Consider the following 22,844-nt stretch of genomic DNA (forward strand, 5'->3'; position numbering starts at 1 on the left):
ATGCAGAACTTTATAAATACCAGTCGCCGTGACCCGGAAAAAGTTGAAGCCCCCGAGCGACTGAAAAATTTTGCGGAAATCTACCAGTTTTTCGATAATCGCCAGGTTCGCAGGCAAGCCGAACGCTGCGTCCAGTGCGGCGACCCTTTTTGCGCCACCATCGGTTGTCCACTGCAGAACCATATCCCCCAATGGCTGGAAGCGATTGCCGCCCGCGATCTGGAGCGCGCCTTTTACCTGTCGAACGAAAGTTCACCGTTCCCGGAAATTCTTGGTCGCGTTTGCCCGCAGGGTCATCTTTGCGAGGGAGCCTGCACCCTGGATGACGGCCACGGGGCGATTACCATCGGTGCCATCGAAGCCTCGATTACCGACCTGGCTTTTGAGGCCGGCCTGCAACTGCCCTTTCCCGGCATCCGCCATGAGCAGAAGGTTGCCGTGATCGGCTCCGGCCCGGCGGGGATCTCCTGTGCCCACTTTCTGTTGCGCGCCGGAATTGGGGTTGACATGTATGAGCGGGCCGAGCGACCTGGTGGTCTGCTGACCTACGGCATCCCCGGCTTCAAACTCGACAAGGAAATTGTCGCACGCCGCTTTAAGCTGTTACGTAAAGCTGGGCTCACCCTGCATCTGCAACAGGAAGTAGGTACAGACATTGCCCTGAAGGAACTGACCGACCAGTACGCAGCGGTGTTTGTCGGCATCGGTGCCACCAAAGGGAAACGGGGCGGATTGGAAGGAGAGGATCTGCCGGAGGTGGTTCCGGCAATGGAATACCTGACCCTTAAGCAGCACCAGATTTTTGGTAAAGAGATCGACGGCAAATACAACCTGCAAGACAAACGGGTGGTTGTCATTGGTGGCGGCGACACGGCAATGGATTGCCTGCGGACCGCGATGCGCGACGGTGCCGAGAGCGTTTCCTGCCTTTACCGCCGCGACATGGCGAATATGCCCGGCAGCCACAAGGAATATCACAACGCCGTCGAAGAGGGGGTTGATTTCTGCTTCAACATCAGTCCGCGTCGCATCTACCAGCGCGACAACGGCCAGTACTGCGTCGAAGTAGAAAAGACAGGCCTGGGCAAAGCGGGCGAGGATGGCCGCCAGCGGGTCGAAATTATCCCCGACAGCACCCACTGCGTCACAGCGGATGTCATCATCATGGCCCTTGGTTTCGACATGGAGGCACTTCCCGGCTTGATCGACGCCGAGGTGGAGTGCGACAACTGGGGGCAGATACAGATTGAAACGGAAACCAGCGCAACCAGCAATGCAAAGATTTATGCCGGAGGTGACTGTTATCGCGGCGCGGATCTGGTCGTGACCGCAGCCGCCGATGGACGCAGAGCGGCGCTGTCAATAATGAAAAAGCTATTAGGCTAAAACGTCCAGGTTGCAAGAGTGTGTCCCGCTCTTGCAACCTGTCTCATCGCGCTGAAATCATTTCGACAGTATTGCGATCCAAGCCAGATTCTCTGCCAATCGACAGTAGCACTGCACCCGTCGCTGAGCAGGTCACGCCGCCAACGATAAATCCCCGTTATCTAAACAATTCACCGCTTGTCGACTTCATTTATACACGCTAGTCTTAACTCAAACAGTCATCATCATAAAAGAGGGAGATATGGACGAAAGTACACTTTGGCCTGCCGCTGATCTGCCCCTTTCAGAGAGCGAGCATGCCGAGCTGCTGCAACTGCTAAAACCAACCTTTGCCGGACAGCTGGTTCTTAATCAGCTCCCAGTAGAACTGAACAGCGAACTTTCGCGACTCTTTCTGCCGCTGGCCGCTTGGCTGAACCAGCAGCGGCCTGCCAACGGTCCATTGCTGGTCGGCCTCAACGGCTCTCAGGGCAGCGGCAAGTCGACGCTCTGTAATCTGCTGAAATGGATTCTCGAAGCGGCCTTTAGCTGTCGCACCTGCATTGTCTCGATTGATGATCTCTATCTTCCCAAACGGGAACGCCAGCAGTTGGCGCAAAACATCCACCCGCTGTTGACCACCCGCGGAGTCCCGGGGACCCATGATGTTCCACTGGGAATGGAGTTGTTCACTCGGCTGAAAAATAACCCAGCAGAAGGAACCATCGAGATGCCGCGCTTTAGTAAGGCTACCGATGATCGCTTGCCAGCAAATGAATGGGAATCGATCAATGGAGAGATCGACCTGATTCTGTTTGAGGGCTGGTGTGTCGGAGCAACACCCCAGACGGAAGAAGAGCTGCGCCAACCAATCAACCGTCTCGAAACAAAGGAGGACGGCGCTGGACTCTGGCGGCGCTACGTCAATAAACAACTCGACGGCCCCTACCGGCAATTATTCAGCCAACTGGACCTGCTGATGATGCTGAAGATCCCGGACTGGGAGATGGTCTACCACTGGCGCAAACGACAGGAACAACAACTCGCCGCTAAAGACAGTGGTGTCGGGGTGATGGGCGAGGTCGCCTTGCACCGCTTTATCATGCACTACGAACGCCTGACCAAACATCAACTGCAGGAACTTCCGCAACGTGCAGATCTGACCTTATCCCTAAACCCACAACAACGTGTAACAAGCCTGAAATTGCGTTAAACGAGAAACAAAAAAGAGCCGCTGCACAATCCGTGGCAGCGACTCTTTTTGACTAGATGCTTTTTCTACAGCTGTTATTTTACGTGACAGCGATTACAGTTTGCCTTGGCCTCAAAAGCCCGCTGACCATTGTGACAGACTCCACAGAGCTTGCCTGCGTAAATTTGATCCATGGTGATCGAAACCGTTCCCTGCTTCATCTTCGGGAACATCTCTTTGTTGTGACATTCCATACACTTGACCCCGGCATCTTTATGAATCTGCCCGGAGAACGTCACCTTGCCCATCGAGCTGCTGGAGAAATCGAGCGTTTTCCCTGGAGGGACAGCAACAGCAGCGGTTACAGCACAAATAGCCACGACAGCCAATAACAAGAGAATTTTTTTCATCAGACCCACCTATGGTTGTTAGAGGAGTTACAAAATAAATCACTGTAAATGTCACTAAATAAGTTATCTTACCTCGCAAGAGCCGTCAACTCCCAGGAGCGATTAGAAGATTAATTTCTTTTGCAAATAGGCATAATGAGGTATTGTATACTTTCTGCGAAGCAGGGTTTAACCGGCGAATCAAGATATCTTTTGGAGCATCCCCTTGGAACATTTTATTGCCCGTCAACCGATTTTCGACCAAAAAGGGAATGTCTACGCCTACGAACTCCTGTTCCGCTCCGGCCTGCATAATTACTTTGATGCCGCCGACCAAGATCAGGCCGCGGCCAGCGTAATCGCCAACAGTAGCCTGCTATTCGGGCTCAATGAGATGAGTGGCGGGGCTAAGGTTTTTATCAACTGTACCCGCAAGGTTCTGGTTAACGATTTTATGACCGTCCTGCCAAAACATCAGGCAGTGGTCGAGGTCTTGGAAGATGTCATCCCGGATGAGGAAGTCATTGGAGCCTGCCGGCGACTGAAACAACAGGGATACATACTGGCCCTGGATGATTTTGTCTACCACGACAACTACGAGCCACTCCTTGAGATTGCCGACATCATCAAGGTCGATTTTCTCGAAAGCGATGTTGACGAGCAAAGACGGCTGGCCAAGATGATGATCCCGCGCGGCATCCGCATGCTGGCGGAGAAAGTTGAAACCCACGAGGTCTACGAGCAAGCCAAAGAGATGGGCTACCAACTGTTTCAGGGCTACTTCTTTAGTCGACCAGTGATCATTTCACGCAAGGACATCCCAACCAACAAACTGCAGTATTTACGTATTTTAAAAGATATCCACGCTGAAGATATCGAATTCAAAAAATTGGCCAAAACCATTCAGGCTGAAGTTTCCCTCTCCTACAAGCTGTTGAAACTGATCAACTCTGCTGCCTTCGGCTTGCGTCACAAGGTCACCAATATCCTGCAGGCGCTGTCGCTGCTTGGCATCCGCGAAATCCGTTCCTGGATTTCCCTGCTTTCCATCTCGGCCATGGCCGATGACAAGCCAGCCGAACTGGTTGTCAATTCACTGGTACGAGCCAAATTCTGCGAGCATCTGGCGGACCCTTGTGGATTGCCAGGGCGCGGTTCAGACCTTTTCTTGATGGGGCTGTTCTCTCTTTTAGATGTCATCATGTCGCGCCCGATTGATGAAATTCTGCAAGAGATCACTGTAGAAGAAGATATTCAGGAAGCACTGGTCGGCACTGCGGGCACCATGCGTACGATACTGGAGATGATCGTCGCCATCGAAAAAGGTGACTGGGATCAGGTTGCGGCTCTGTCAGAAGAATTGAATATCAACGAAAAACCACTGAATGAAGCCTACATGGATGCCATCAAGTGGGCACATGAAATATACGCCATCTAAACACGGCTAAACGGCACTTTGTTACGTTACGAGCCGCCCCCTATCCAACACGCGCTCACAACCCTCTCCATCGACAATCGAAGCGCCCCCCTTGCCTTTCGTCAGCCACTCTGTGTTAGCATTATCCTCAAGCGTTATAAAAAAAAGACCGCGAAACCTTAGCAGGGTGCTGATCTGATGACCGATAAAGTGTTTTTCTCTGAAGAACAATGGCGCAAGCGACTCAACCAGGAAGAATACCACATAACACGTGAAGCGGGAACCGAGCGCGCCTTCAGTGGCCGCTACTGCGACAACCATAACGCAGGCCGTTATCTATGTGTCTGCTGTGGGCTGGAGCTGTTTCATTCGAACAGCAAATTTGACTCGGGCAGTGGCTGGCCAAGTTTTTCCCAACCGGTTGCCAAGGAAAATATTGCCTGCCTGGAAGATCGAAGTCATTTCATGGCTCGAACCGAGACCGTATGCGCTCGTTGTGACGCCCACCTGGGCCATCTTTTTAACGACGGGCCGCATCCAACCGGGCTGCGCTACTGCATCAATTCAGCTGCGCTGAAATTTATCGGGGAGGACAATCAATCTAGCAGGGAGAGGGTCGGCATCGTGGGTAGCTAACGCAACTCCTTCTCCTTGAAAAGCGGTGCATACTTCATATCGGTTTCCAGAATGTGGCTTTTCAACCAGTCGGAAAGAAACTGAATCACCTCAAACGAGAGGACAAACGCTCCTTCTTGTGTGCGGTTAAAAAACTCTTCAGCTTTTTTGATAAATTTTTCATGCTCACGATGGTGTTGCAACGCCCCCAAATACTCACACTGATGCATATGGGCCTCTTCGGCGGCAAAGTGCATTTTTGCGTAATCGAGCATTTCGTGAATAATGTTGTTCACCAGAGCCTGCCCACGGTCCTGACTCATCGCGAAATAGAGTTCATTGATCATGCTAATAAGCTGCTTATGATGGCCATCTATCTCAGCAACGCCTACACTGAATTCCTTTTCCCAGGTGATTATCGGCATTTAATTGCCCCTTCTTACGGGTTGAAATTTGAAGTTCATTCAAGATAATCGCCTGACCGCGAGAGTACAAGGCTTCATTGAATCTTTTAATCTTTCGGTGATTGACAGTCCAACGCTCACGGGGTAAAAATGCTCCCCTTTCTTCAAGGAGTTTGTATGACCACAAAAGTTCTATCCGCTGGCGACTATATCGCTTCCAAATGCACAAAATGCAAAGACACCACCAATCATACGATTGTGGCAATGGTCGGCGAAAAAGTCGTTAAAGTGCAATGTAACATCTGTGGCAGTACTCACAACTACCGCGCGGAAACCAAGAAAAAAGCGCCTGCTGTGCGAAAAACTGCAGCAGCAAAACCACGCACCGCAACCAAAGCCCAGCGCAGCTGGGAAGAACTGCAGGACAAAGCCCGCCAACAAGAGCCGGTGCCCTACAGCATGAATACGCCGATGAAAATCGACATGCTGATCATGCATCCAAGCTTCGGTCTTGGCCAGGTCGTCAACTGCATCCGACCGAACAAAATGGAAGTCCAATTCGAATCCGACGTCAAAATGCTGCGCTGCAAACTCAAATGACCACTCCTGAAGATTGACAAGTCCCGGCTCTTGCTGTTTAGATGTCTGCGAAGCTTACAACAGACACTCAAACGCTAAGGTCGGACCTACATGTCAAGCCTCAATCTGCCGAAAAACTCGACGGGTTTACTTATCACCCTGGCTGCGCTGGTCATCATCATCGCCGGGGTAAAAACCGCCTCAGCCTTGCTGGTCCCCTTTTTACTGGCAATTTTTATCGCCATCATCTGCGCCGGCCCCTTTCACTGGCTACAACAACGCAAAGTTCCGCCGTCACTGGCCTTGCTGCTGGTTATTGGTACGGTGATGCTGGCCGGCTTGCTGGTCGTCACCCTGATCGGCACCTCGGTTAATGACTTCACCCGAGAGATTCCGGTCTATCAGCAGAAACTGCGCGGTCAAACACTCCAGTTAGTCAGCTATCTCGATAAATTCGGCATTCAGATTTCCAAAGAAATCCTCCTCGACCACTTCGATCCTGGTGCCGTCATGCAGTCTGCGGCCAGCATGCTGGCCAAAGCAGGAGGGGTACTGACCAACTCTTTTCTGATCCTACTGACGGTCATCTTCATCCTCTTCGAGGCGGCCGGAATGCCGGCCAAGCTTCAGGCGGCGTTACCCAACGCCGATTCCTCCCTGGCCTCATTTGAAAAATTCGTCAACGGCGTGCGCCAGTATCTGGCCATCAAAACCCTTGTCAGTCTGGCCACCGGAGCAACGGTCGCCCTCGGCCTGTTCCTGCTCGGACTTGACTACCCACTGCTGTGGGGACTGATCGCCTTTTTGCTAAACTATGTTCCCAATATTGGCTCGATTATCGCCGCGGTTCCAGCCGTGTTGCTGGCCGTGGTCCAACTGGGGCTTGGACAGGCGCTAATCGTCGCCGCAATCTATCTGAGCATCAATGTCGTGATGGGCAATGCTGTCGAGCCGAAACTGATGGGCCGCAAACTGGGGCTTTCGTCACTGGTGGTCTTTCTGTCTTTGGTCTTCTGGGGGTGGGTACTCGGACCGGTCGGGATGCTGCTGTCGGTCCCGCTGACGATGATCGTTAAAATCGCCCTGGAAGTGAATGATTCCACCAACTGGCTGGCGATTCTGCTCGGCTCGGATATCCCGCAGCAGGTCACAACCAAAGATTAAGTACAGCAGTTTGTGCTATCAGCAATGACCGTTCAGATCATCAGGCAGGGTGAAATAAAAACGCGTCCCCGCGCCCGGAACACTCTCGAGCCAGATCCGCCCACCATGCGCTTCAAGAATATTCCTGGTAATGTTCAAGCCAAGTCCCAATCCGCGGACAGCGGTCGATGAATTATCGACCCGATAAAACTTTTCGAACACCTGTGCCACCTGTTCCTCAGTCAACCCAACACCCTGGTCAGCCACACTGATTAACAACTCACCTTCGGTCTTGACTGCACAAACACTGATAACGCCGCCATCCGGAGAGTATTTGATGGCGTTGCTGAGCAGATTATCAAAGACCTGTCCAAGACGGTGGCGATCAGCGATAACGATAAGATGTTCTTCCGGAAGATTGATATTAAAGTGGTGCTGCACTGTTTTCTTCTCGAAAGCAACGACGATCTGCCGAATGCTAGCGGACAAATCATAGGGTGCCACATCTAAAAAGATCTCCCGCCCAGACTCAACCTTGCCAAGATGGAGTAAATCGTCGACAATTTTTTCTAACGCGTGGGATTTTTCGTTAATCAGATTATAGAATTCCAGTAATTCTTCTGCGTCAGTATGCTCGCCACTTAATAAAAGATCGGTATAGCCGATAATAATCGACAAAGGGGTATTCAGCTCGTGGGCCGCAGCAGCGACAAATTCATTCTTTAAGCGCTCAAGTTCTTTTTCGCGCGTCGTATCCTGCAAGGTTGCAATAGCTCCATGGTGCTTGCCATCTTCGGCCAACAACGGTGCCATATAGGCGCGTAAGTGACTCTCCACCGGACCGGATATCGACACATCCACTGGACCAGAGATTTTCCCGGCCAACCCCGCAGTGATTAAATCAGACAACTCGGGGTGTGCAAAACAGACCTGCTCCGCCTGCTGCCGATCAACGACTCCACCGAGTATTCTTTTCGCCGCTGGATTGACAAAAGCAAGCTGATCAGGTTTTTCCACCACAAAAAGACCGTCCGTGGCATTTTCAAAAACCTGACGAAATCTCTTTTCGGCGGCGGCGCGCCTGGTTCGAGAAACAATCAGCAGAAAATAAAGCAGCACGCCAAAGCCAATACTGACCAAAAAGAAACTGAGTTGAAAATAGGCAACGGTATTCTGCCCCTGTTTGAAGAGCTTCCGTTCCATGTCGATGGCCAAATGAAAAGCGGGGGCGCCTTCGATGTCGTGCAGCAGGACCTCTCCGTGGATATTCTCCGTCTCAGCAGCCGTCACTTGAATCGACACCACCTGATCAGCCTCAACCCGCTGTCCGGTCAATGGCTGAAGGCTAAGCTTTAGGGCTGTTTGCTCGGCCAACTGCTCAATCACCGCGGCGTCAAACCAACGTGCCATCACCACAATCCCCCGGGCTGGGCCTTCTCCCAGACTGGTCAGAATGGGTCGAAAGGAGAGCAACAGCGGCCGACCGGAAAAGGTCAACAACCCATCTTGACGGCTAACATTTTTTTGTGGCGGCCAGAACGCTGTTCGCTGCTTGAAATAGGTCAGCAGTTGTGACGGTGGAGGAAGGGGAGTTTCCTCCACAAGATCCATTCCCTTGCCGAACACTAACGTCCCTTGCGCATCAAAAATCAGTAAGGCATTAAGACTTAAATCGACCAGCGTCATATCAACCAGATTTGAGGAGATATAATCCGGACTGATATTTGCTACAAAGGCATAGGTATCATCCCAAGTGCCCCAATCGGCGCACAAGGTCCCGAGGGCCTCAGATTCATTGCGCACGGCATTGGCAACGCGGAGCAGATTTGCCTCAACAGCCTGCCGCTCAATCTGCAGGTAACTGTCAAGCAGTATCAGTCGGCTACCGCCAAGAACAGCTGCATTTAAAATCAGCAGCGATGTCAGGACAACAAGTATCAATCGCCTCTGAAACAACCTTGCCAAGCATGACCTCCTTCGTGCCACAACATGAAATACTGCGGTTTACAGAAACAAACCTCCCCTGCCCAAGTTTTAATTCACATAAAACCAGGGACGATAGCAACACTGAAACAACATCCAGCCAACAAAGCAACAAAATTATCACCTTACGCCGTTCGACAACGCAAAAGGCCGCTACCCATTTGCCGGGTAGCGGCCTTTATTGACTTGCGTATGTAGGGAGATCAGAAGCTGAGAGTCAAGGTCAGCCCTACCATAAATGAGTCATTAATGGCATCGTCAGCGTCGTCACTGATCGGCGTTGAATAAACCATTGCCGGGCTCAGCGTCACCTACTCGATGATCGTGTAATCAATTCCAGCGCTGAACTCGGCATTGTACAGATCGCTGAAGGTTTCATTATCGGAATAACTGGCCAGAGCGCCGAGACTCAGCGACAACCCTTCCTGCAGGTCGAAAGAATGGCCGATTGAAGCAGTGGCAGATATTTCTTTTTCAGCCCTCCAGCTTTACTCAATATAATGTTTTGTTAAAAAAAACTGGCAGCCCCCGATGGGCTGCCAGTCTGTGTGAATCAATCAATTTCAGCTCTGCTTGGCTGGCTGGGTTGCCTTGGCTGCCATTGAGGCAGCACTATAACTAGAGAGTACTCCGCTGCCGCCACCGATGCTGACCGTTTGAAAATCGGGGTAAGCTTCCATCCCAATCTCGCTCATATCACAGCCGATCATTTCTTCTTCTTCGCTAACGCGGATACCGACGGTGTATTTAAGAGCCAACCAGACGATCGAACTGGCGACGACGACGAAGGCACCGGTTGCTGCCACACCGATGAACTGGGTCACAAAGCTGGCGCCATCATCAGTCAAAGGGACTGCCATGGTTCCCCATATACCACAGACCAAATGAACCGATAGCGCACCAACAACGTCATCAATCTTCAGTTTGTCGAAAAGTGGAACAGCGAGAACAACCAACACACCACCGACAGCACCAATCAGGACCGCAGCGCCGAGCGATGGTGTTGCCGGACCGGCAGTAATCGAAACCAAACCAGCCAGTGCGCCGTTGAGGCCCATGGTGACATCAACTTTTTTGTACAGGACCTGAACCATAATCATCGCAGCGATCATTCCGCCACATGCAGCCAGGTTAGTATTTGCAATGACATTGCCCATCTCGATAACCGAAGCGGCATCGCCGAGGGCCAGCACCGAACCACCGTTAAATCCATACCAACCCATCCAGAGGATGAAGGTACCCAAGGTCGCCATCGGGATATTGGACCCTGGGAGCGGATTGACGCGACCGTCTTTACCGTACTTGCCTTTACGTGCGCCGAGGATAATGGCGCCGGTCAGAGCAGCCCAGCCGCCGACCGAATGAACGATGGTCGAGCCGGCGTAATCAGCAAAACCCATTTCCGACAACCAACCGCCGCCCCAGCCCCAGGAGCCCTGGATCGGATAGATGATACCGCAGAGGACCACACAGAAAGCAAGGAACGACCAGAGTTTGATCCGCTCGGCCACACAACCGGAAACCACCGAACAGGCAGCGCCACAAAAGACCATCTGGAAAAACCAGTCGGAACTGGCCGAGTAGCCGGCAGAAAAATCACCCGCCAGAGCAGCCGCATCATCAGCAGCCCAGGGGCCGAAAGAACCGATGAAACCGCCGTCAACCCCGGCATACATCAGATTGTAACCGGTGAGGTAAAAGAGGATACCGGCGATACCGAACAGCGAGATGTTCTTCAGGCAGATGGTGGCCACGTTCTTGCCGCGCACCAGACCAGCTTCGAGCATACCGAAACCGGCAGCCATCCACATAACCAGAATTCCCATCACCAAAAAGGAGAAGGAATTGAGGACGTAGGACAGTTCCGAAATGGGTGCATCTTCAGCCAGCGACAGGGAAGGCAGGCCAAGCAGCAAACCGGCAACGAGGATAGAGGTCAATTTATTCATCGGGTTAATCTCCTTTATTGTCTACTGTTCAATCAGTCGTTGAAGGAATTAGAGGGAATCGTTACCGGTTTCGCCAGTGCGGATCCGGACAGCTTGGTCAACCGGGGTGACAAAAATTTTGCCGTCACCGATGCGACCGGTACAAGCTTCACGTTGCACGGCAGCAACGACCTCATCAACCTGAGCAGCGGATACCACCAACTCAAGCTTAACCTTGGGGATAAAATCGATCTGGTACTCGGCGCCGCGATAGAGCTCGGTGTGGCCCTTTTGCCGACCGAAACCACGAACCTCACTGACGGTCATACCGTTAATGCCCAGATCACACAGGGCCGACTTGACGTCGTCCAACTTGAATGGCTTGATGATGCATTCGATTTTTCTCATTCGCCTGATCTCCTTTGTTAGAGAGATAAAAAATAAAAAGGCGCTCTTAACTCCATATCCTCCGAAGTTAAGAGCGCCATTGCCCTTTAAGCAGTCATCAATGCGAAACAGCGTTGTTTCGTCGACTGATCAATTCAAAATTTTCGTGTCACGCTCAATTTCGTAACACGGATTTCTTTATAGCAGGGCACGTGCCAAGTCTATAACTAGCTGATTTATATAGACCAAAATACAAGAACCGCAAATCGATGCCCTTTTTTTAAGCATCAAATAGGGCAACTGCGCAGCCACTGTGCAGAATAAAATGGCGCAGAATAAAAAATTCCAGAAGCGGTTGACATGCGTTTCAAACGAGTGTTTAAATTAAACCCATAACTCTCGAAGAGGATACGCAATGTCACAAACAGACACCAAAAGTAGAATTTTAAACGCCGCGGAGCAGCTCTTTGCTCGCGATGGCTTCCACATGACCTCACTGCGCGGACTGACGGAACAGGCCAACGTCAACCTGGCGGCCGTCAATTACCATTTCGGTTCCAAAGAAGGTCTGCTGCAAGTCGTCATCAACAGACGGTTACTGCCATTAAACGACATCCGCGAAAAAAAGATTGAGCTGGTCCTTGCCGGTGCGGCGGTCAACGGCGTCCCCCCGGCAGCCGCGGAGCTGTTACGCGCATTTATTGAGCCGACGCTCGATTTTCGTAACTCCGGCCCCGGGGCCAAGGATTTCATTGCCCTGGTCGGCCGCTCACTGAGCGAACCGGACGAAACGGTCCGTAACTACTTCATCAGCCAGGTCGCCTCGCTTTTCAAACAACTTTACGACGCCCTGCAGCTGGCGCTGCCGGAACTACCGACAAACATTTTGATGGCCAGATTGCAGTTCACCATGGGATCGATGAGCCATGTGATGTGTGGTAGTTCGCGCCCCAACGCACTGTTCCCCGGCCTCACAGAACCGTTGACCGACAAGCAACTGGTCGATGAACTCGTCAGCTTTGTCGCCTCCGGGCTGGAGGCACCATGTTAAGTCGTTCTGCCAGCATCATTCTGCTGCTGTTACTCTCGGCCTGCAGTCCCTTTTCCCAGCCGGAAACAGCACCGCCGCAACTGCCGGAAACATATAGTTCCCAGCAGACAGCAGCAGCCATCAAGCTACCGCAACGCTGGTGGGAGTCTTTTGCCCAGCCGCAGCTCAACCAACTGCAGCAACAGATGTTGGCTGACAATCTCGATTTGCGCCAGGCCCTGTACCGATTGGAACAGCTGGATGCGCTGCAACGCAGCAACGGGGCCAGCCTCTGGCCGATGCTGACCTTAAGTGGTTCGCTCAGCCGGGATAAATCCCCCGCCAGTAACAGCTCAACCTACGCATCCACCGAGCGGGCCGCGCTGGCCGCCAGTTACGAGGTCGATCTCTGGAACCGGCTACACGACAAGGCCTCGGCCGCCAAATTACGCAGCACTGCGGGCACTCTGGAAACCCAGGCGCTACTGCTGAGTCTCTCGGCGCAACTGGCGGAACAATATTTCAGTGCCGCTGAGCAACGCGCTCAGTTGCGTCTGGTAGAAGGACAAATCGGCCACTACCAAGAGCTGATCACGACGATCGAAAATCGCTACAAAAGTGGACTCGCAACCGCCCGAGAGCTCTACCAGGCGCGACAAAATCTAGCCCGCGCCGAAGCCCTGCGTCCGCAATATCGCACCGGCGTGGCAAAAGCGGAGAACAGTATCGCCTTACTGTTAGGCCGCTTTCCACAGAAGCAGCTGACAGCGCTTGACAGCTTACCGAAACTGACCTCAGCCGTTGCCGCAGGCTTGCCGGCGAGCTTGCTGACACAGCGGCCGGATGTGACCGCCGCCCTCGCCAACCTGCAGGCGGCGGATAAAGAGCTTGCAGCGGCGCTCGCGGATCGCCTGCCGTCCATCGACTTGAGTGCTACCGCCTATTACTCGGCGAGCCAATTGGCGCGGGGGGACATCGAAGGCACCTTCTGGACATTGGCCCTCGGTTTGACACAGCCGCTCTTTGACGGCGGCCGGCGGCGCGCAGAAAGTGACCGTCAACAAGCGGTCCGCAACGAACAGGTCGCCAAATATCAGCAAACCATCCTGACCGCCGTACAGGAAGTGGAAAGTGCCCTGATTGCCGATCAGAACAGCGCCTTGCGCCAACAATGGCTGCAGGAGCAACTGCAGGCCAGCCAGCAGGAGCGGTTGCACTCCCTCGACAATTATCGCCACGGCCTTATCAACAGTCAGGATCTGCTCTCCAGTGAAATCCGTTATCTGGAGATATCCAGCCAGAACATTTCCGGTCAGCGCCAATGGCTGAGCAATCGCATTACCCTGGCCCGCGCTCTCGGCGGTAGCTGGATGGCAGAAGAATTAGCCCGACAACAACAAGACCTTGAAGAAGCTGGGGATAAATAGATGACCGAAGACAAGAAATCCGGCACCGCTGTTAAAATCATCCTGCCGCTGTTAATCCTGCTGCTCGGCGTCGGCGGATTTGTGGCATTGAACAAAATGAAAAAAGTGCCGCAACGGCAAAAACCGCCACAGCTTGGGGTACTGGTCGATGTGATAGAACTGCGGGCCGAAACCCAGCAGATCAAGGTTCATACCACCGGCACGGTCAATGCCGAACAGGAAATCTCACTGGTGCCAGAGGTCAGCGGCAAGGTGGTCTGGCTTGCACCGCAGTTTGTCAGTGGTGGCCTCTTTCAATCCGGCAACCTCTTACTGAAGGTTGAAGCCAGCGATTATCAATTGGCGGTGGAAAAAGCCCGCGCCGAGATCGCCCGTGCCGAGGTTGCACTGCGTACAGAACAGGAGCGGGCATTGGTCGCGCAGCAGGAGTGGCAGCGGATGGAACTGACCGACAAAGGTGAACCCGGTCCGCTGGTCACCCGTGAAATCCAGCTGCTGCAGGAGCAGGCCAACCTGGCAGCTGCCAATGCCAACCTAAAACAGGCTCAACTGAATCTGCAGCGTACCGAACTTAGCGCCCCCTACAATGGTCGCATCCGCCAGGAGCAGGTCGACCTTGGTCAGTACCTGCGCGCCGGCACCAGCATCGGCACCTTTGCCGGCACCGATCGCGCAGAAATACAAGCGCCCCTGCCGGTAGGCGAACTCGCTTGGCTGAGCATCCCGGCCGGGACAAACAGCGAAGCCGGTTCGACAGCCATCATCAGGATTCCTGACCAAGCAGAGCCGTACTGGCAAGGTCGCGTCACGCGCAGCCTCGGTGAGATCGATGCCAGCAGCCGTATGGCGACGGTGGTGGTGAGCATTGACGATCCGTACCGCCTGCAAAATGGTGAGAAAAAGAGCGCTCTGCTCAACGGACAGTTCGTAGAAGTTGAGTTTTTGGGTGCACAGCTGGAGCAGATTATCCGTATCCCGCGCGATGCACTGCGTTCTGGAGGGCAGGTTTGGATTGCCGACCAAGACAATCGACTGAGCTTGCGAGCGGTCAACATCCTGCGCCGTGAACAGCAGACGTTGCTGATTGACCGGGGGCTGGCCGCCGGGGATAAACTGATCATGACGACCCTGTCCGGTGCCGCCGACGGTCTGCTGTTACGGCCGATTCTGCAGGAGCAGACCCCATGAACAGCGCCGTCAAATGGATGGCCAGAAACCATGTGGCCGCCAACCTGCTGATGCTGGCACTGATTCTCGGTGGCCTGCTGATGGGGCCGAGTATCAAACAGGAAATTTTCCCCGAGGTCTCTCTCGATCGGATCTCGGTGTCGGTGCCTTACCCCGGAGCCGGGCCGGAGGAAGTGGAAGAAGGCATTATCCTCAAGATAGAGGAAAGCCTGACTGCGGTTGATGGCATCAAGCAGATGAAATCGACCGCCAACGAGGGTTCCGGTTCGGTCATCGCCGAAGTTTACTCCGATGTCGATGAGGTTTTGACCGATATTAAGAGTGAGATCGATCGCATCACCACCTTCCCCGCAGACGCCGAGAAACCGATCGTCAGCAAGCTCTCCAATCGCCGCGAAGTGGTTTCAGTGGTGGTCTACGGCGATGCGACGGAAAAGGTGCTTCGCGATCAGGCAGAGGTGATTCGCGATGAACTGCTGGAGCTGCCGAATATAACCCAGGTCGATCTGAGCGGGGTGCGCCCGCTGGAGATCACCATTGAGGTTCCAGAAGAGAACCTGCGCCGCTACAATCTGACCCTCGAACAAGTTGCCAGTCGCATCCGCGCAGCATCCCTCGATCTGCCGGCTGGTACGATCAAAACCACTGGCGGTGAGATTCTGTTGCGCACCAAAGAGCGCCGTTACTGGGGGCCGGAATACGCCGATATTGCCATCATCAGCCAGGCTGACGGCTCACAGGTGAGACTCGGAGAGATCGCTAACGTCGTCGACGGGTTTGCCGACGGCGAAACCTACGGCCGCTTCGATGGCAAAGCGGCGGCGATGGTCAAGGTATTCCGTATCGGTGAGCAGAAGCCGACCGAAATTTCCGCACAGATTCTCGCCTACGTCGAGGCAAAACAGCAAAACCTTCCCGACAGTCTGCAACTGGCCATCTGGAACGATACCACGGAAATATTTAACAGCCGCATGAGCCTGCTGCAAAAAAACGCCATGCTCGGATTGTTGCTGGTGATCATCATTCTCGGCCTATTTCTGGAACTCCGCTTGGCGGCCTGGGTCATGCTCGGCATTCCGATCTCTTTTTTCGGTACCCTGTTTGTCATGCCCTGGATCGGCGTGTCGATCAATATGATCTCCCTGTTTGCCTTCATCCTCGCCTTGGGGATTCTGGTCGATGATGCGATTGTCGTCGGCGAGAACATTTTTTCCCACCGCCAGCAGGGCAAACCCTATCGCCAGGCAGCGATCGACGGCGCGTTGGAAGTTGCGGTTCCGGTCACCTTTTCGATTCTCACCACGGTTGCGGCTTTTTTGCCGTTGATCTTCGTCAGCGGCATGATGGGCAAATTCATCAGTGTTATCCCGGTCATCGTCATCACCCTGTTGCTGACCTCGCTGCTTGAATCGCTGCTGGTGCTACCCGCCCACTTAAGCGGCGGCAAAGCGCGGCCAACCAACGGCGGTCTGCTCGGCCGGATCGATAACGTTCGCCGCTGGTTCGGCGCGGCCATGGAAAGGTTTATCAACGGTCCCTATCTGCGGATGCTGCACTTTAACCTGCGTTTTCGCTATGCCTCTCTGGCCGTCGGCATCTGCATGCTGCTGCTTTGCTTCGGCGTGGTTAAAAGCGGATTGATCAAATTCAGCTTTATGCCAGAGGTTGACGGCGACCGCATCACCGTGGCGATCCAGATGAACCGCGGCGTCCCGGTCGCAGAGACCGCCCGGGTGACCGAACTGGCCCTGGCAAAGGGCCTGGAAACTGTCGCCGACTATGACGCCAACCGCCCCGCAGGGGACAGTATTCTGCGCAATATGTATTCGGTGGTCGGCGGCAATATCCCCGGCGGTGGCCCTGGCGGCGGACGCAGTGTCACCGCGACCCACCTGAGCAATATCGCCATGTACCTGACCGAAAGCGAACAACGCAATATCCCGGCGACCGAGATTTCCGCCCTCTGGCGAAAAAAAATCGGTGAGATCCCTGGCGTCGACTCCATGACTTTCCGCTCTAACCTGGTTCGCATGGGTGCCAATATCGATGTTCTTTTGGCCCACAAGGATTTCGCCGCACTGGAGCAGGCCTCTGAGCGGATTCGCGCCACCCTGACCGAGTACCAGGGAGTCAGTGATATTGAAGATACCTACGCGCGCGGCAAGCAGGAAATCAAATTTAAACTGAAACCGGCCGCTCGCACGCTCGGCATTACCGAAGCCGACCTGGGTCGGCAGATACGCGCTGCCTATCACGGTGCTGAAGCCTTACGTCTGCAGCGCGGCCGCAACGAAATCAAGGTCATGGTCCGTTACCCCGAAGCCGACCGACGCGAGCTGTGGAACTTGGAAACGATGCGCATCCACACTCCCGGAGGAAAGCAAATTCCGCTGTTGCAGGCGGCCGAGGTAATTGAAGGCTACGGCTTTTCAGAGATAAACCGCACCGACCGCAAACGGGTGATCAACGTCTCAGCGACGGTCGATGCCGAACGCGCCAATGCGCAGGAAATTATCGGGGTGCTGAAACAGGAGCTGCTACCGCAACTGGTGGCTGACTATCCGGGGCTATCCTGGGACATGGAAGGGGAAGAGAAGGAACGTAAAGATTCTCTGGGCAGCATGCTCGGCGGCTTCAAGCTGGCGCTGGTGGCGATCTACATTCTGCTGGCGATCCCCTTCCGCAGCTACAGTCAACCGCTATTGATCATGGCGGCGATCCCTTTCGGCATGATCGGCGCAGTGCTCGGTCATATCATCATGGGCTACAACCTGAGCCTGCTCAGTCTGTTCGGCCTAGTCGCCCTCTCCGGGGTGGTGGTCAACGATTCGCTGCTGTTGATTGATAAAGCCAACCGTAACCGTCGCGACGGAATGCCCATGTACGAATCGATTGTTGCCGCCGGCACGCGCCGTTTTCGACCGATCGTGCTGACCTCACTGACAACTTTTTTCGGTCTGATGCCGATGATTCTGGAAACCAGCGTACAGGCCAAATTCCTTATCCCGATGGCGCTCTCGCTCGGCTTCGGCATACTCTTCGGTACAGGCATCATCCTGCTGTTGATTCCGGCACTGTATCTAATACTGGAAGATATTCGCCGGCTGTTCGGTCTGAAGGAAGAGCATGCCTACCAGCAACCGGAAATTGAGTGAGAACACAGAGCGGAAAAAGGGTCGTCCAAACGGACGGCCCTTTTTCATAACACAGACAACGAACAAAACACGTGCATGGGCTCACTGAGACCTTCACGTGCTAGTAGCGAATTACTTTTTTTCTGCGCTCTCCGTCTTTTTTTTCGCCACCGTGGTGACATCAAAAACAAATAACCACTCGTTGTACATTGTCTTGCCGACAAAATCCTTATTCTCTTCAGCAAAACCATCCTGCTTAAATGGCTCCAGCGGGCTACTGCTGCGCACCCCTTTGATCCGTCCCCCGGGATCTTTGACCAGCACCCAATCCTCTCCGGTCATCGGATCGGAAAAGAGCTTACGCAGATGCCTTAGTGTCGCGACCGAGCGTGGATCCTTGGTCAAACTCTCCAGATCAGAAGGGAGCATCGACTGTGTCCCACCGTGGGCCATTGTATAATAAGATTCTATCGCCTGACGATACTGGTTGCCGCGCCAGAGCAGTTCCTGCTCCCTGGCGCGCTGCATGATGGTTGTCCAACTTGAGCCAGCAATACTGGACATCAGACCAAGGATGACCACGGCGACCAAAACCCCCATCAGGGCGACGCCGCGCTGGTTAGTGAATCGTTTCATCAGTTTATCTCGGCTCAAATACAGGTAGAAGGCAGCAATCGGCTCCACTCCCAGAGTGTCACCACTATCAAAAAGTCAGTTTGCTGCCCTACCGGTCATGAGTCAACAATTTTAACGAGAGCGCCACCTGAACAGCCCAAAACCATTGGGGAATTCTCATCGCCCTGACGCAAACAGCAACGTCCCTGGTCGATCACATTATGCTGTTCTTTCTCCATCATCTTTACCCGAGGGGATAAATCAACAAGCTTTACTAAAATGTCAATTTCTGCTAAAAAAACCTATACGTTGTCTACAGTTGCAGAGGCTATTGTTTTGTCGACTTCGTACTTTGGCCGTGCAGACAAAGCGTGGGTCATTGTTAGCAACGAAACGGGGAGGAAAAACACCATGATCAGCAAACAAAATCACCCAAAGATCGGACTTAAAGAGAGAATTATTGTCGAAGGGGCCGACTGCGTAATCTCGCAAATCTATGGCGGATTCTCTCTTTCTGGAGCATGTGAAGTGGTGACCGACCCAAACCAACCGATAAATCGTGATGTTTTCTGGGATGGTCAGCGGTGGTTCTTCTCGACACAACCCTGCCTTTTCAATGCGACCAGATCCTCAAGATTAAAAGAGTTTGTCGCTATTCTGCAACAGACGAAAGACAACATTGCCGATTACCAGGGAATAACTCCATCACTCTGAGGATTGATCGATCAATCCTTATTGGCATTTCAATCGGTAACTAAAACGTAAAACAGCCTCCCCTTAGTTTCCATTACCCGCGGCTGACAGAATATCTCTGACAGCCGTTTTTCCTGCTCTCTCTTCCATAAACATTGAACAATACTCATTTCACAGATATACTCGTAGGGTGTCGCGGAGGGGTTTCTGGAGAGCATTCATGGGAATACGAACCATTGTGGTGGCAGCCAATGAAGAGCTACGCAACCGCTACCATAAGGAAGTAAAAAAACTCGGCGTGGAGTGCGATTCCGTCACCAGCCTGGGCGAGCTCTTTGACGCACTCAAACAAACGTCCTATAACGGGCTGCTGATCGACATGGCAACGCTGGTTAAAGCCGATCGGACGGAAAAAGCCGCCGCCCATGAATCATTGCATCGCTACCCGGTTCTCCGGCTGAAGTGGGACGAAAACCGCCAAGAGTTGCGCTGCCTGCACTACGGCAGCATCAGCAACACCGGAATGTCACTCAGCCGCTTCATCGAAGACTATTGCCGGCCCTTTCAATCACGAAAATTGCGCAAACACAAACGCTTCCCGCTGCACTTTAACACCCTGATTTCTTACGATGATAAGTTCCAACGCCTTGACGTGGAGCGCTCAACAACGCTGAATATTTCCCTCGGTGGCTGTTCACTGTTGACCACGCAGCAATGGGAACTTGCAACTTATGTCTGGCTGCGATTTATTGAATTTGACGATCAGACACCGATCAAGGTCAAAATTTGCCGCTGGACCTGTTGGGGAACTGCGATGGCGATCCCCTCTATCGGTGTCAGTTTTGAATCGCTAACGGAATCGCAGCGCTTACAGCTTGAACATCCGGGGCAAATTTATAACTCCCTACAGGAGCCTCCCCCCAGTTAAACGCGACCACCCAATAAACCCTTCACCTTAGTGAGATAATCACGGGTCTCCTGTGGCATCTGTGCTAAACCCTTACGATCGACATTCCCCTGCCCCCAGTTGTAAGCCGCCAGGGCCGAATCGATGTCGCCGGCATATTTATCGATCAGCTGTTTCAGATAACGGCTGCCGGCCAACAGATTCTGCTGCGGATCGAAGCTATCGGTCACACCAAGCTCTTCAGCGGTTCCCGGCATCAACTGCATCAAACCTTGAGCACCGGCGGAAGAAACTGCATCTGGCTGAAAATTACTCTCAGTGGCAACCACAGAACGAATCAATTCAGGAGCAAGACTCACCTTCTCAGCGACCTGCTCGATCATGCCTTCAATATCGTTACGATTGCCTTTATCGGTTTCCAGCAGGGTCGGCTGCAAACGAACATAGAGGTTGTCTATATTTTGACCAACCCGCGCAGTAGCAGCAGACTTCGGGTCCAAACCAAGGGATTCAAACAAATCTGATTTATTAGCGGCGTCCTCATCACCAACAAACAGTCCCTGCAGCAACTGCAGCTGGGCCAGTCGAAGCATCTCTGATGCCTGTTGCACCGCCATTGCGGCTTGATCGCCCCGGTTTGTTTCAGCTGTTAATATCTGCGCAAAGTCCTGTCCACCGACAACTGACCGGCGCCCGATTGACGCTCGTCCTGACGGTGGCGAAACGGCTAAATCATTCTTTAGCAAGTCAATACTCATAACCAGCCCCTTACAGTGTCAAAAAAGACGATAAAAACACTTCTTCTCAAAGTAACTGCAATATTCGAACCGGCAAGTAATCCTTACAACTCAAGGGCTTGCATTTACTTGCCAATTCATAATACAACTGCTTCTCGACTTCACTTTGGGAGAAGGACTGGTGGCAAATAAAACTGACAAGCTCTTTCAACGGATCAAAAAATTGACTGGCAAAGCGATTGGCGATTTCAATCTCATTGAAAATGGTGACCGCATCGCCGTCGGCGTTTCCGGCGGCAAATTGTATCCGGTAACTGATTTGTAAAGCACCATTTTCCTGCGCATCCGCCACATGAATAATACCTCATCTCTTCTTACAACCATAAAAAACATACATAACAGAGTGTTGTGGATGACACACTACATGGTGAGTGGCATTATCCCTTCCGCCGCCCCGGTTCGTCCTATTGTGCCTTCTGCGCACGACTACGGCGCGGCGTGCTTTATGCTCAGGCTGAGCAACTCGACTGCAACAAGCTGGCCCTGGGTCATCATCTGGACGACTTTATCGAAACCTCGCTGCTCAATCAGTTTTATGCCGGCACCCTGGCGACAATGACTCCCAAGATATTGGCTGACAATGGGAAACATACCCTGATCAGGCCGCTGGTCTATGTTGAAGAGTCTGATATTATTCAATACAGTCGTCAATGCGACTACCCCATCATCTGCTGCTCTTGTCCGGTTGCTGGGGTTGAAGATCAGAAAAGGCAGAAGATGAAACAGTTGATTGAAACGCTCGCCAAAGAGATTCCGGAAATCCGCAACAGCATGATCAGCTCTCTGGGAAACGTCCACCCGAGCCACCTCCTCGATCAGAGCTTGTCGCGGCGGGAGGAAAACAGCTGAAGGGAACCGTGGGGAAGGCAAGATGAATAAGCCGGGAAAATCGATTATTGAGGAAGAACTCGACCTTGCTTGTCAGGTGCAACAACTGCTTTTTCCGCCCAGTTCACCCGTTTGCAGTTGGTGCTGTACCGGGGTCAAAAACCGTATGGCCCGTAAACTGGGGGGCGATTATTTTGACTTCATCACTATGCCGGATCAATGCCTGAGCATATTTATTGGCGACGTCACGGGACACGGTTTTCATGCGTCTGTCATTATGTCACTCATCTACGGCTATATTCACCGTTCAACACTCGGGGAATGCTCTCCCAATGAAATCGCCGCAGGGGTAAACCGTTTTCTCGCTACCTTCGCGCAGCGCACCAGGAAACTGGATCACTTTTTTTCGACCACCCTGTTCTTCGCCATCATCGACCCCCGAACCCTGCAAATGGACTACGTCAATTGTGGTCATACCCCACCGCTGGCCAAACAAAATGGAGAGCTGAAGACACTCTATACCAGTGGTCCGCCACTCGGGTTCTTCGAAAACCCGGAAATTGAACTTTGCAGCTTCCAACTCAATCCGGGGGACCGGCTATTACTCTGTACTGACGGGATTACCGAGGCCAGAAACCCGGCCGGGGAAATGTTCGGCACACCACGCTTGATTCAGCAGTTTCAAGAGGCGGCCGGGGATCATATCGAAGTTCTCGACGAACTTTTCGGCCAAGTCGATAACTTCTGCGCAAAGCAGGAGAACAGCGACGACATGACCGCCATCCTCCTCGATTTCAACCGACCATTTTCTTCCTATTGACCG

Annotated in this window: 22 protein-coding genes; 15 read left to right on the forward strand and 7 right to left on the reverse strand. The window is 53.0% G+C overall.

Annotation, left to right across the window (positions count from 1 at the left end; genetic code table 11):
- Entirely contained in the window at positions 1-1,386 is a 1,386-nt protein-coding gene (locus tag ACZ5PT_RS02650) for an FAD-dependent oxidoreductase (protein WP_464265263.1), read from the forward strand.
- A gap of 241 nt (positions 1,387-1,627) precedes the next feature.
- Positions 1,628-2,578, forward strand: coding sequence for a hypothetical protein (locus ACZ5PT_RS02655; RefSeq protein WP_464265264.1), 951 nt, complete (start codon positions 1,628-1,630; stop codon positions 2,576-2,578).
- A 74-nt stretch (positions 2,579-2,652) separates the two neighbouring features.
- On the opposite strand, the gene ACZ5PT_RS02660 is transcribed toward ACZ5PT_RS02655, so the two are convergent.
- The gene (locus tag ACZ5PT_RS02660; protein ID WP_464265265.1) at positions 2,653-2,967 is read right to left on the reverse strand and encodes a c(7)-type cytochrome triheme domain-containing protein; all 315 of its coding nucleotides are present in this window, start codon (positions 2,965-2,967) and stop codon (positions 2,653-2,655) included.
- A 205-nt stretch (positions 2,968-3,172) separates the two neighbouring features.
- Here ACZ5PT_RS02660 and ACZ5PT_RS02665 point away from each other — a divergent pair, with 205 nt between their 5' ends.
- Positions 3,173-4,384: an EAL and HDOD domain-containing protein gene (locus ACZ5PT_RS02665; protein WP_464265266.1), complete on the forward strand. Its 1,212-nt coding sequence runs from the start codon at positions 3,173-3,175 to the stop codon at positions 4,382-4,384.
- A 177-nt stretch (positions 4,385-4,561) separates the two neighbouring features.
- A complete protein-coding gene (gene msrB / locus ACZ5PT_RS02670) occupies positions 4,562-4,999 on the forward strand; it encodes a peptide-methionine (R)-S-oxide reductase MsrB (protein WP_464265267.1) in 438 nt (145 codons plus the stop codon).
- Here the strand turns inward: msrB and ACZ5PT_RS02675 are convergent.
- Positions 4,996-5,403, reverse strand: a complete 408-nt coding sequence (locus ACZ5PT_RS02675) for a bacteriohemerythrin (RefSeq protein WP_464265268.1) — start codon at positions 5,401-5,403, stop codon at positions 4,996-4,998. The two genes, msrB and ACZ5PT_RS02675, sit on opposite strands and share 4 nt — an antisense overlap.
- Positions 5,404-5,559: 156 nt before the next feature.
- Between ACZ5PT_RS02675 and ACZ5PT_RS02680 the strand changes: the two genes are divergently transcribed.
- Complete coding sequence (locus ACZ5PT_RS02680) at positions 5,560-5,982, forward strand: hypothetical protein (RefSeq protein WP_464265269.1); 423 nt, start codon at positions 5,560-5,562, stop codon at positions 5,980-5,982.
- Between the two features lie 90 nt (positions 5,983-6,072).
- The gene (locus tag ACZ5PT_RS02685) at positions 6,073-7,125 is read left to right on the forward strand and encodes an AI-2E family transporter (RefSeq protein ID WP_464265270.1); all 1,053 of its coding nucleotides are present in this window, start codon (positions 6,073-6,075) and stop codon (positions 7,123-7,125) included.
- 18 nt (positions 7,126-7,143) lie between these two features.
- Here ACZ5PT_RS02685 and ACZ5PT_RS02690 read toward each other — a convergent pair whose 3' ends face one another.
- The 3 genes from ACZ5PT_RS02690 to ACZ5PT_RS02700 all read right to left on the reverse strand — a co-directional run bounded on the left by ACZ5PT_RS02690 (position 7,144) and on the right by ACZ5PT_RS02700 (position 11,423).
- Positions 7,144-9,069, reverse strand: coding sequence for a CHASE4 domain-containing protein (locus tag ACZ5PT_RS02690; protein ID WP_464265271.1), 1,926 nt, complete (start codon positions 9,067-9,069; stop codon positions 7,144-7,146).
- A gap of 581 nt (positions 9,070-9,650) precedes the next feature.
- Positions 9,651-11,036: an ammonium transporter family protein gene (locus ACZ5PT_RS02695; protein ID WP_464265272.1), complete on the reverse strand. Its 1,386-nt coding sequence runs from the start codon at positions 11,034-11,036 to the stop codon at positions 9,651-9,653.
- A 48-nt stretch (positions 11,037-11,084) separates the two neighbouring features.
- Positions 11,085-11,423, reverse strand: coding sequence for a P-II family nitrogen regulator (locus ACZ5PT_RS02700; RefSeq protein ID WP_464265273.1), 339 nt, complete (start codon positions 11,421-11,423; stop codon positions 11,085-11,087).
- A gap of 394 nt (positions 11,424-11,817) precedes the next feature.
- Between ACZ5PT_RS02700 and ACZ5PT_RS02705 the strand changes: the two genes are divergently transcribed.
- From ACZ5PT_RS02705 to ACZ5PT_RS02720, 4 genes are read left to right on the forward strand one after another with little or no spacing between them, the layout of a single operon-like run.
- Entirely contained in the window at positions 11,818-12,453 is a 636-nt protein-coding gene (locus tag ACZ5PT_RS02705) for a TetR/AcrR family transcriptional regulator (RefSeq protein WP_464265274.1), read from the forward strand.
- A complete protein-coding gene (locus tag ACZ5PT_RS02710; protein ID WP_464265275.1) occupies positions 12,447-13,859 on the forward strand; it encodes an efflux transporter outer membrane subunit in 1,413 nt (470 codons plus the stop codon). The genes ACZ5PT_RS02705 and ACZ5PT_RS02710 overlap by 7 nt, the downstream gene beginning before the upstream one ends.
- Positions 13,860-15,047, forward strand: a complete 1,188-nt coding sequence (locus tag ACZ5PT_RS02715; protein ID WP_464265276.1) for an efflux RND transporter periplasmic adaptor subunit — start codon at positions 13,860-13,862, stop codon at positions 15,045-15,047.
- On the forward strand, positions 15,044-18,202 hold the full coding sequence (locus ACZ5PT_RS02720) for an efflux RND transporter permease subunit (protein ID WP_464265277.1): 3,159 nt from the start codon (positions 15,044-15,046) through the stop codon (positions 18,200-18,202). The genes ACZ5PT_RS02715 and ACZ5PT_RS02720 overlap by 4 nt, the downstream gene beginning before the upstream one ends.
- A 111-nt stretch (positions 18,203-18,313) precedes the next feature.
- On the opposite strand, the gene ACZ5PT_RS02725 is transcribed toward ACZ5PT_RS02720, so the two are convergent.
- On the reverse strand, positions 18,314-18,817 hold the full coding sequence (locus ACZ5PT_RS02725; protein WP_464265278.1) for a type II secretion system protein: 504 nt from the start codon (positions 18,815-18,817) through the stop codon (positions 18,314-18,316).
- Positions 18,818-19,207: 390 nt separating this feature from the next.
- On the opposite strand from ACZ5PT_RS02725, the gene ACZ5PT_RS02730 reads away from it, so the two are divergent.
- Entirely contained in the window at positions 19,208-19,510 is a 303-nt protein-coding gene (locus ACZ5PT_RS02730; protein WP_464265279.1) for a hypothetical protein, read from the forward strand.
- A gap of 199 nt (positions 19,511-19,709) precedes the next feature.
- Positions 19,710-20,417, forward strand: coding sequence for a PilZ domain-containing protein (locus tag ACZ5PT_RS02735; protein ID WP_464265280.1), 708 nt, complete (start codon positions 19,710-19,712; stop codon positions 20,415-20,417).
- Here ACZ5PT_RS02735 and ACZ5PT_RS02740 read toward each other — a convergent pair.
- Positions 20,414-21,154, reverse strand: a complete 741-nt coding sequence (locus tag ACZ5PT_RS02740; protein ID WP_464265281.1) for a lytic transglycosylase domain-containing protein — start codon at positions 21,152-21,154, stop codon at positions 20,414-20,416. The two genes, ACZ5PT_RS02735 and ACZ5PT_RS02740, sit on opposite strands and share 4 nt — an antisense overlap.
- A 160-nt stretch (positions 21,155-21,314) precedes the next feature.
- Here ACZ5PT_RS02740 and ACZ5PT_RS02745 point away from each other — a divergent pair, with 160 nt between their 5' ends.
- The 3 genes from ACZ5PT_RS02745 (at position 21,315) to ACZ5PT_RS02755 (ending at position 22,841) form a co-directional block, all read left to right on the forward strand.
- Complete coding sequence (locus ACZ5PT_RS02745; RefSeq protein WP_464265282.1) at positions 21,315-21,458, forward strand: hypothetical protein; 144 nt, start codon at positions 21,315-21,317, stop codon at positions 21,456-21,458.
- A gap of 83 nt (positions 21,459-21,541) precedes the next feature.
- A complete protein-coding gene (locus ACZ5PT_RS02750) occupies positions 21,542-22,042 on the forward strand; it encodes a PP-loop family protein (RefSeq protein WP_464265283.1) in 501 nt (166 codons plus the stop codon).
- A 22-nt stretch (positions 22,043-22,064) separates the two neighbouring features.
- Positions 22,065-22,841, forward strand: coding sequence for a PP2C family protein-serine/threonine phosphatase (locus ACZ5PT_RS02755; RefSeq protein WP_464265284.1), 777 nt, complete (start codon positions 22,065-22,067; stop codon positions 22,839-22,841).
- Positions 22,842-22,844: the final 3 nt, after the last annotated feature.

The organism is Desulfuromusa ferrireducens (genome assembly GCF_055389805.1).

What these genes read in the sequence shown, in the direction of transcription:
- ACZ5PT_RS02650 (WP_464265263.1), top strand. Translation starts at nt 1, where the DNA reads ATGCAGAACTTTATAAATACCAGTCGCCGTGACCCGGAAAAAGTTGAA.
- ACZ5PT_RS02655 (WP_464265264.1), top strand. Translation starts at nt 1,628, where the DNA reads ATGGACGAAAGTACACTTTGGCCTGCCGCTGATCTGCCCCTTTCAGAG.
- ACZ5PT_RS02660 (WP_464265265.1), bottom strand. Translation starts at nt 2,967, where the DNA reads ATGAAAAAAATTCTCTTGTTATTGGCTGTCGTGGCTATTTGTGCTGTA.
- msrB (WP_464265267.1), top strand. Translation starts at nt 4,562, where the DNA reads ATGACCGATAAAGTGTTTTTCTCTGAAGAACAATGGCGCAAGCGACTC.
- ACZ5PT_RS02675 (WP_464265268.1), bottom strand. Translation starts at nt 5,403, where the DNA reads ATGCCGATAATCACCTGGGAAAAGGAATTCAGTGTAGGCGTTGCTGAG.
- ACZ5PT_RS02680 (WP_464265269.1), top strand. Translation starts at nt 5,560, where the DNA reads ATGACCACAAAAGTTCTATCCGCTGGCGACTATATCGCTTCCAAATGC.
- ACZ5PT_RS02685 (WP_464265270.1), top strand. Translation starts at nt 6,073, where the DNA reads ATGTCAAGCCTCAATCTGCCGAAAAACTCGACGGGTTTACTTATCACC.
- ACZ5PT_RS02695 (WP_464265272.1), bottom strand. Translation starts at nt 11,036, where the DNA reads ATGAATAAATTGACCTCTATCCTCGTTGCCGGTTTGCTGCTTGGCCTG.
- ACZ5PT_RS02700 (WP_464265273.1), bottom strand. Translation starts at nt 11,423, where the DNA reads ATGAGAAAAATCGAATGCATCATCAAGCCATTCAAGTTGGACGACGTC.
- ACZ5PT_RS02705 (WP_464265274.1), top strand. Translation starts at nt 11,818, where the DNA reads ATGTCACAAACAGACACCAAAAGTAGAATTTTAAACGCCGCGGAGCAG.
- ACZ5PT_RS02710 (WP_464265275.1), top strand. Translation starts at nt 12,447, where the DNA reads ATGTTAAGTCGTTCTGCCAGCATCATTCTGCTGCTGTTACTCTCGGCC.
- ACZ5PT_RS02715 (WP_464265276.1), top strand. Translation starts at nt 13,860, where the DNA reads ATGACCGAAGACAAGAAATCCGGCACCGCTGTTAAAATCATCCTGCCG.
- ACZ5PT_RS02720 (WP_464265277.1), top strand. Translation starts at nt 15,044, where the DNA reads ATGAACAGCGCCGTCAAATGGATGGCCAGAAACCATGTGGCCGCCAAC.
- ACZ5PT_RS02725 (WP_464265278.1), bottom strand. Translation starts at nt 18,817, where the DNA reads ATGAAACGATTCACTAACCAGCGCGGCGTCGCCCTGATGGGGGTTTTG.
- ACZ5PT_RS02730 (WP_464265279.1), top strand. Translation starts at nt 19,208, where the DNA reads ATGATCAGCAAACAAAATCACCCAAAGATCGGACTTAAAGAGAGAATT.
- ACZ5PT_RS02735 (WP_464265280.1), top strand. Translation starts at nt 19,710, where the DNA reads ATGGGAATACGAACCATTGTGGTGGCAGCCAATGAAGAGCTACGCAAC.
- ACZ5PT_RS02740 (WP_464265281.1), bottom strand. Translation starts at nt 21,154, where the DNA reads ATGAGTATTGACTTGCTAAAGAATGATTTAGCCGTTTCGCCACCGTCA.
- ACZ5PT_RS02755 (WP_464265284.1), top strand. Translation starts at nt 22,065, where the DNA reads ATGAATAAGCCGGGAAAATCGATTATTGAGGAAGAACTCGACCTTGCT.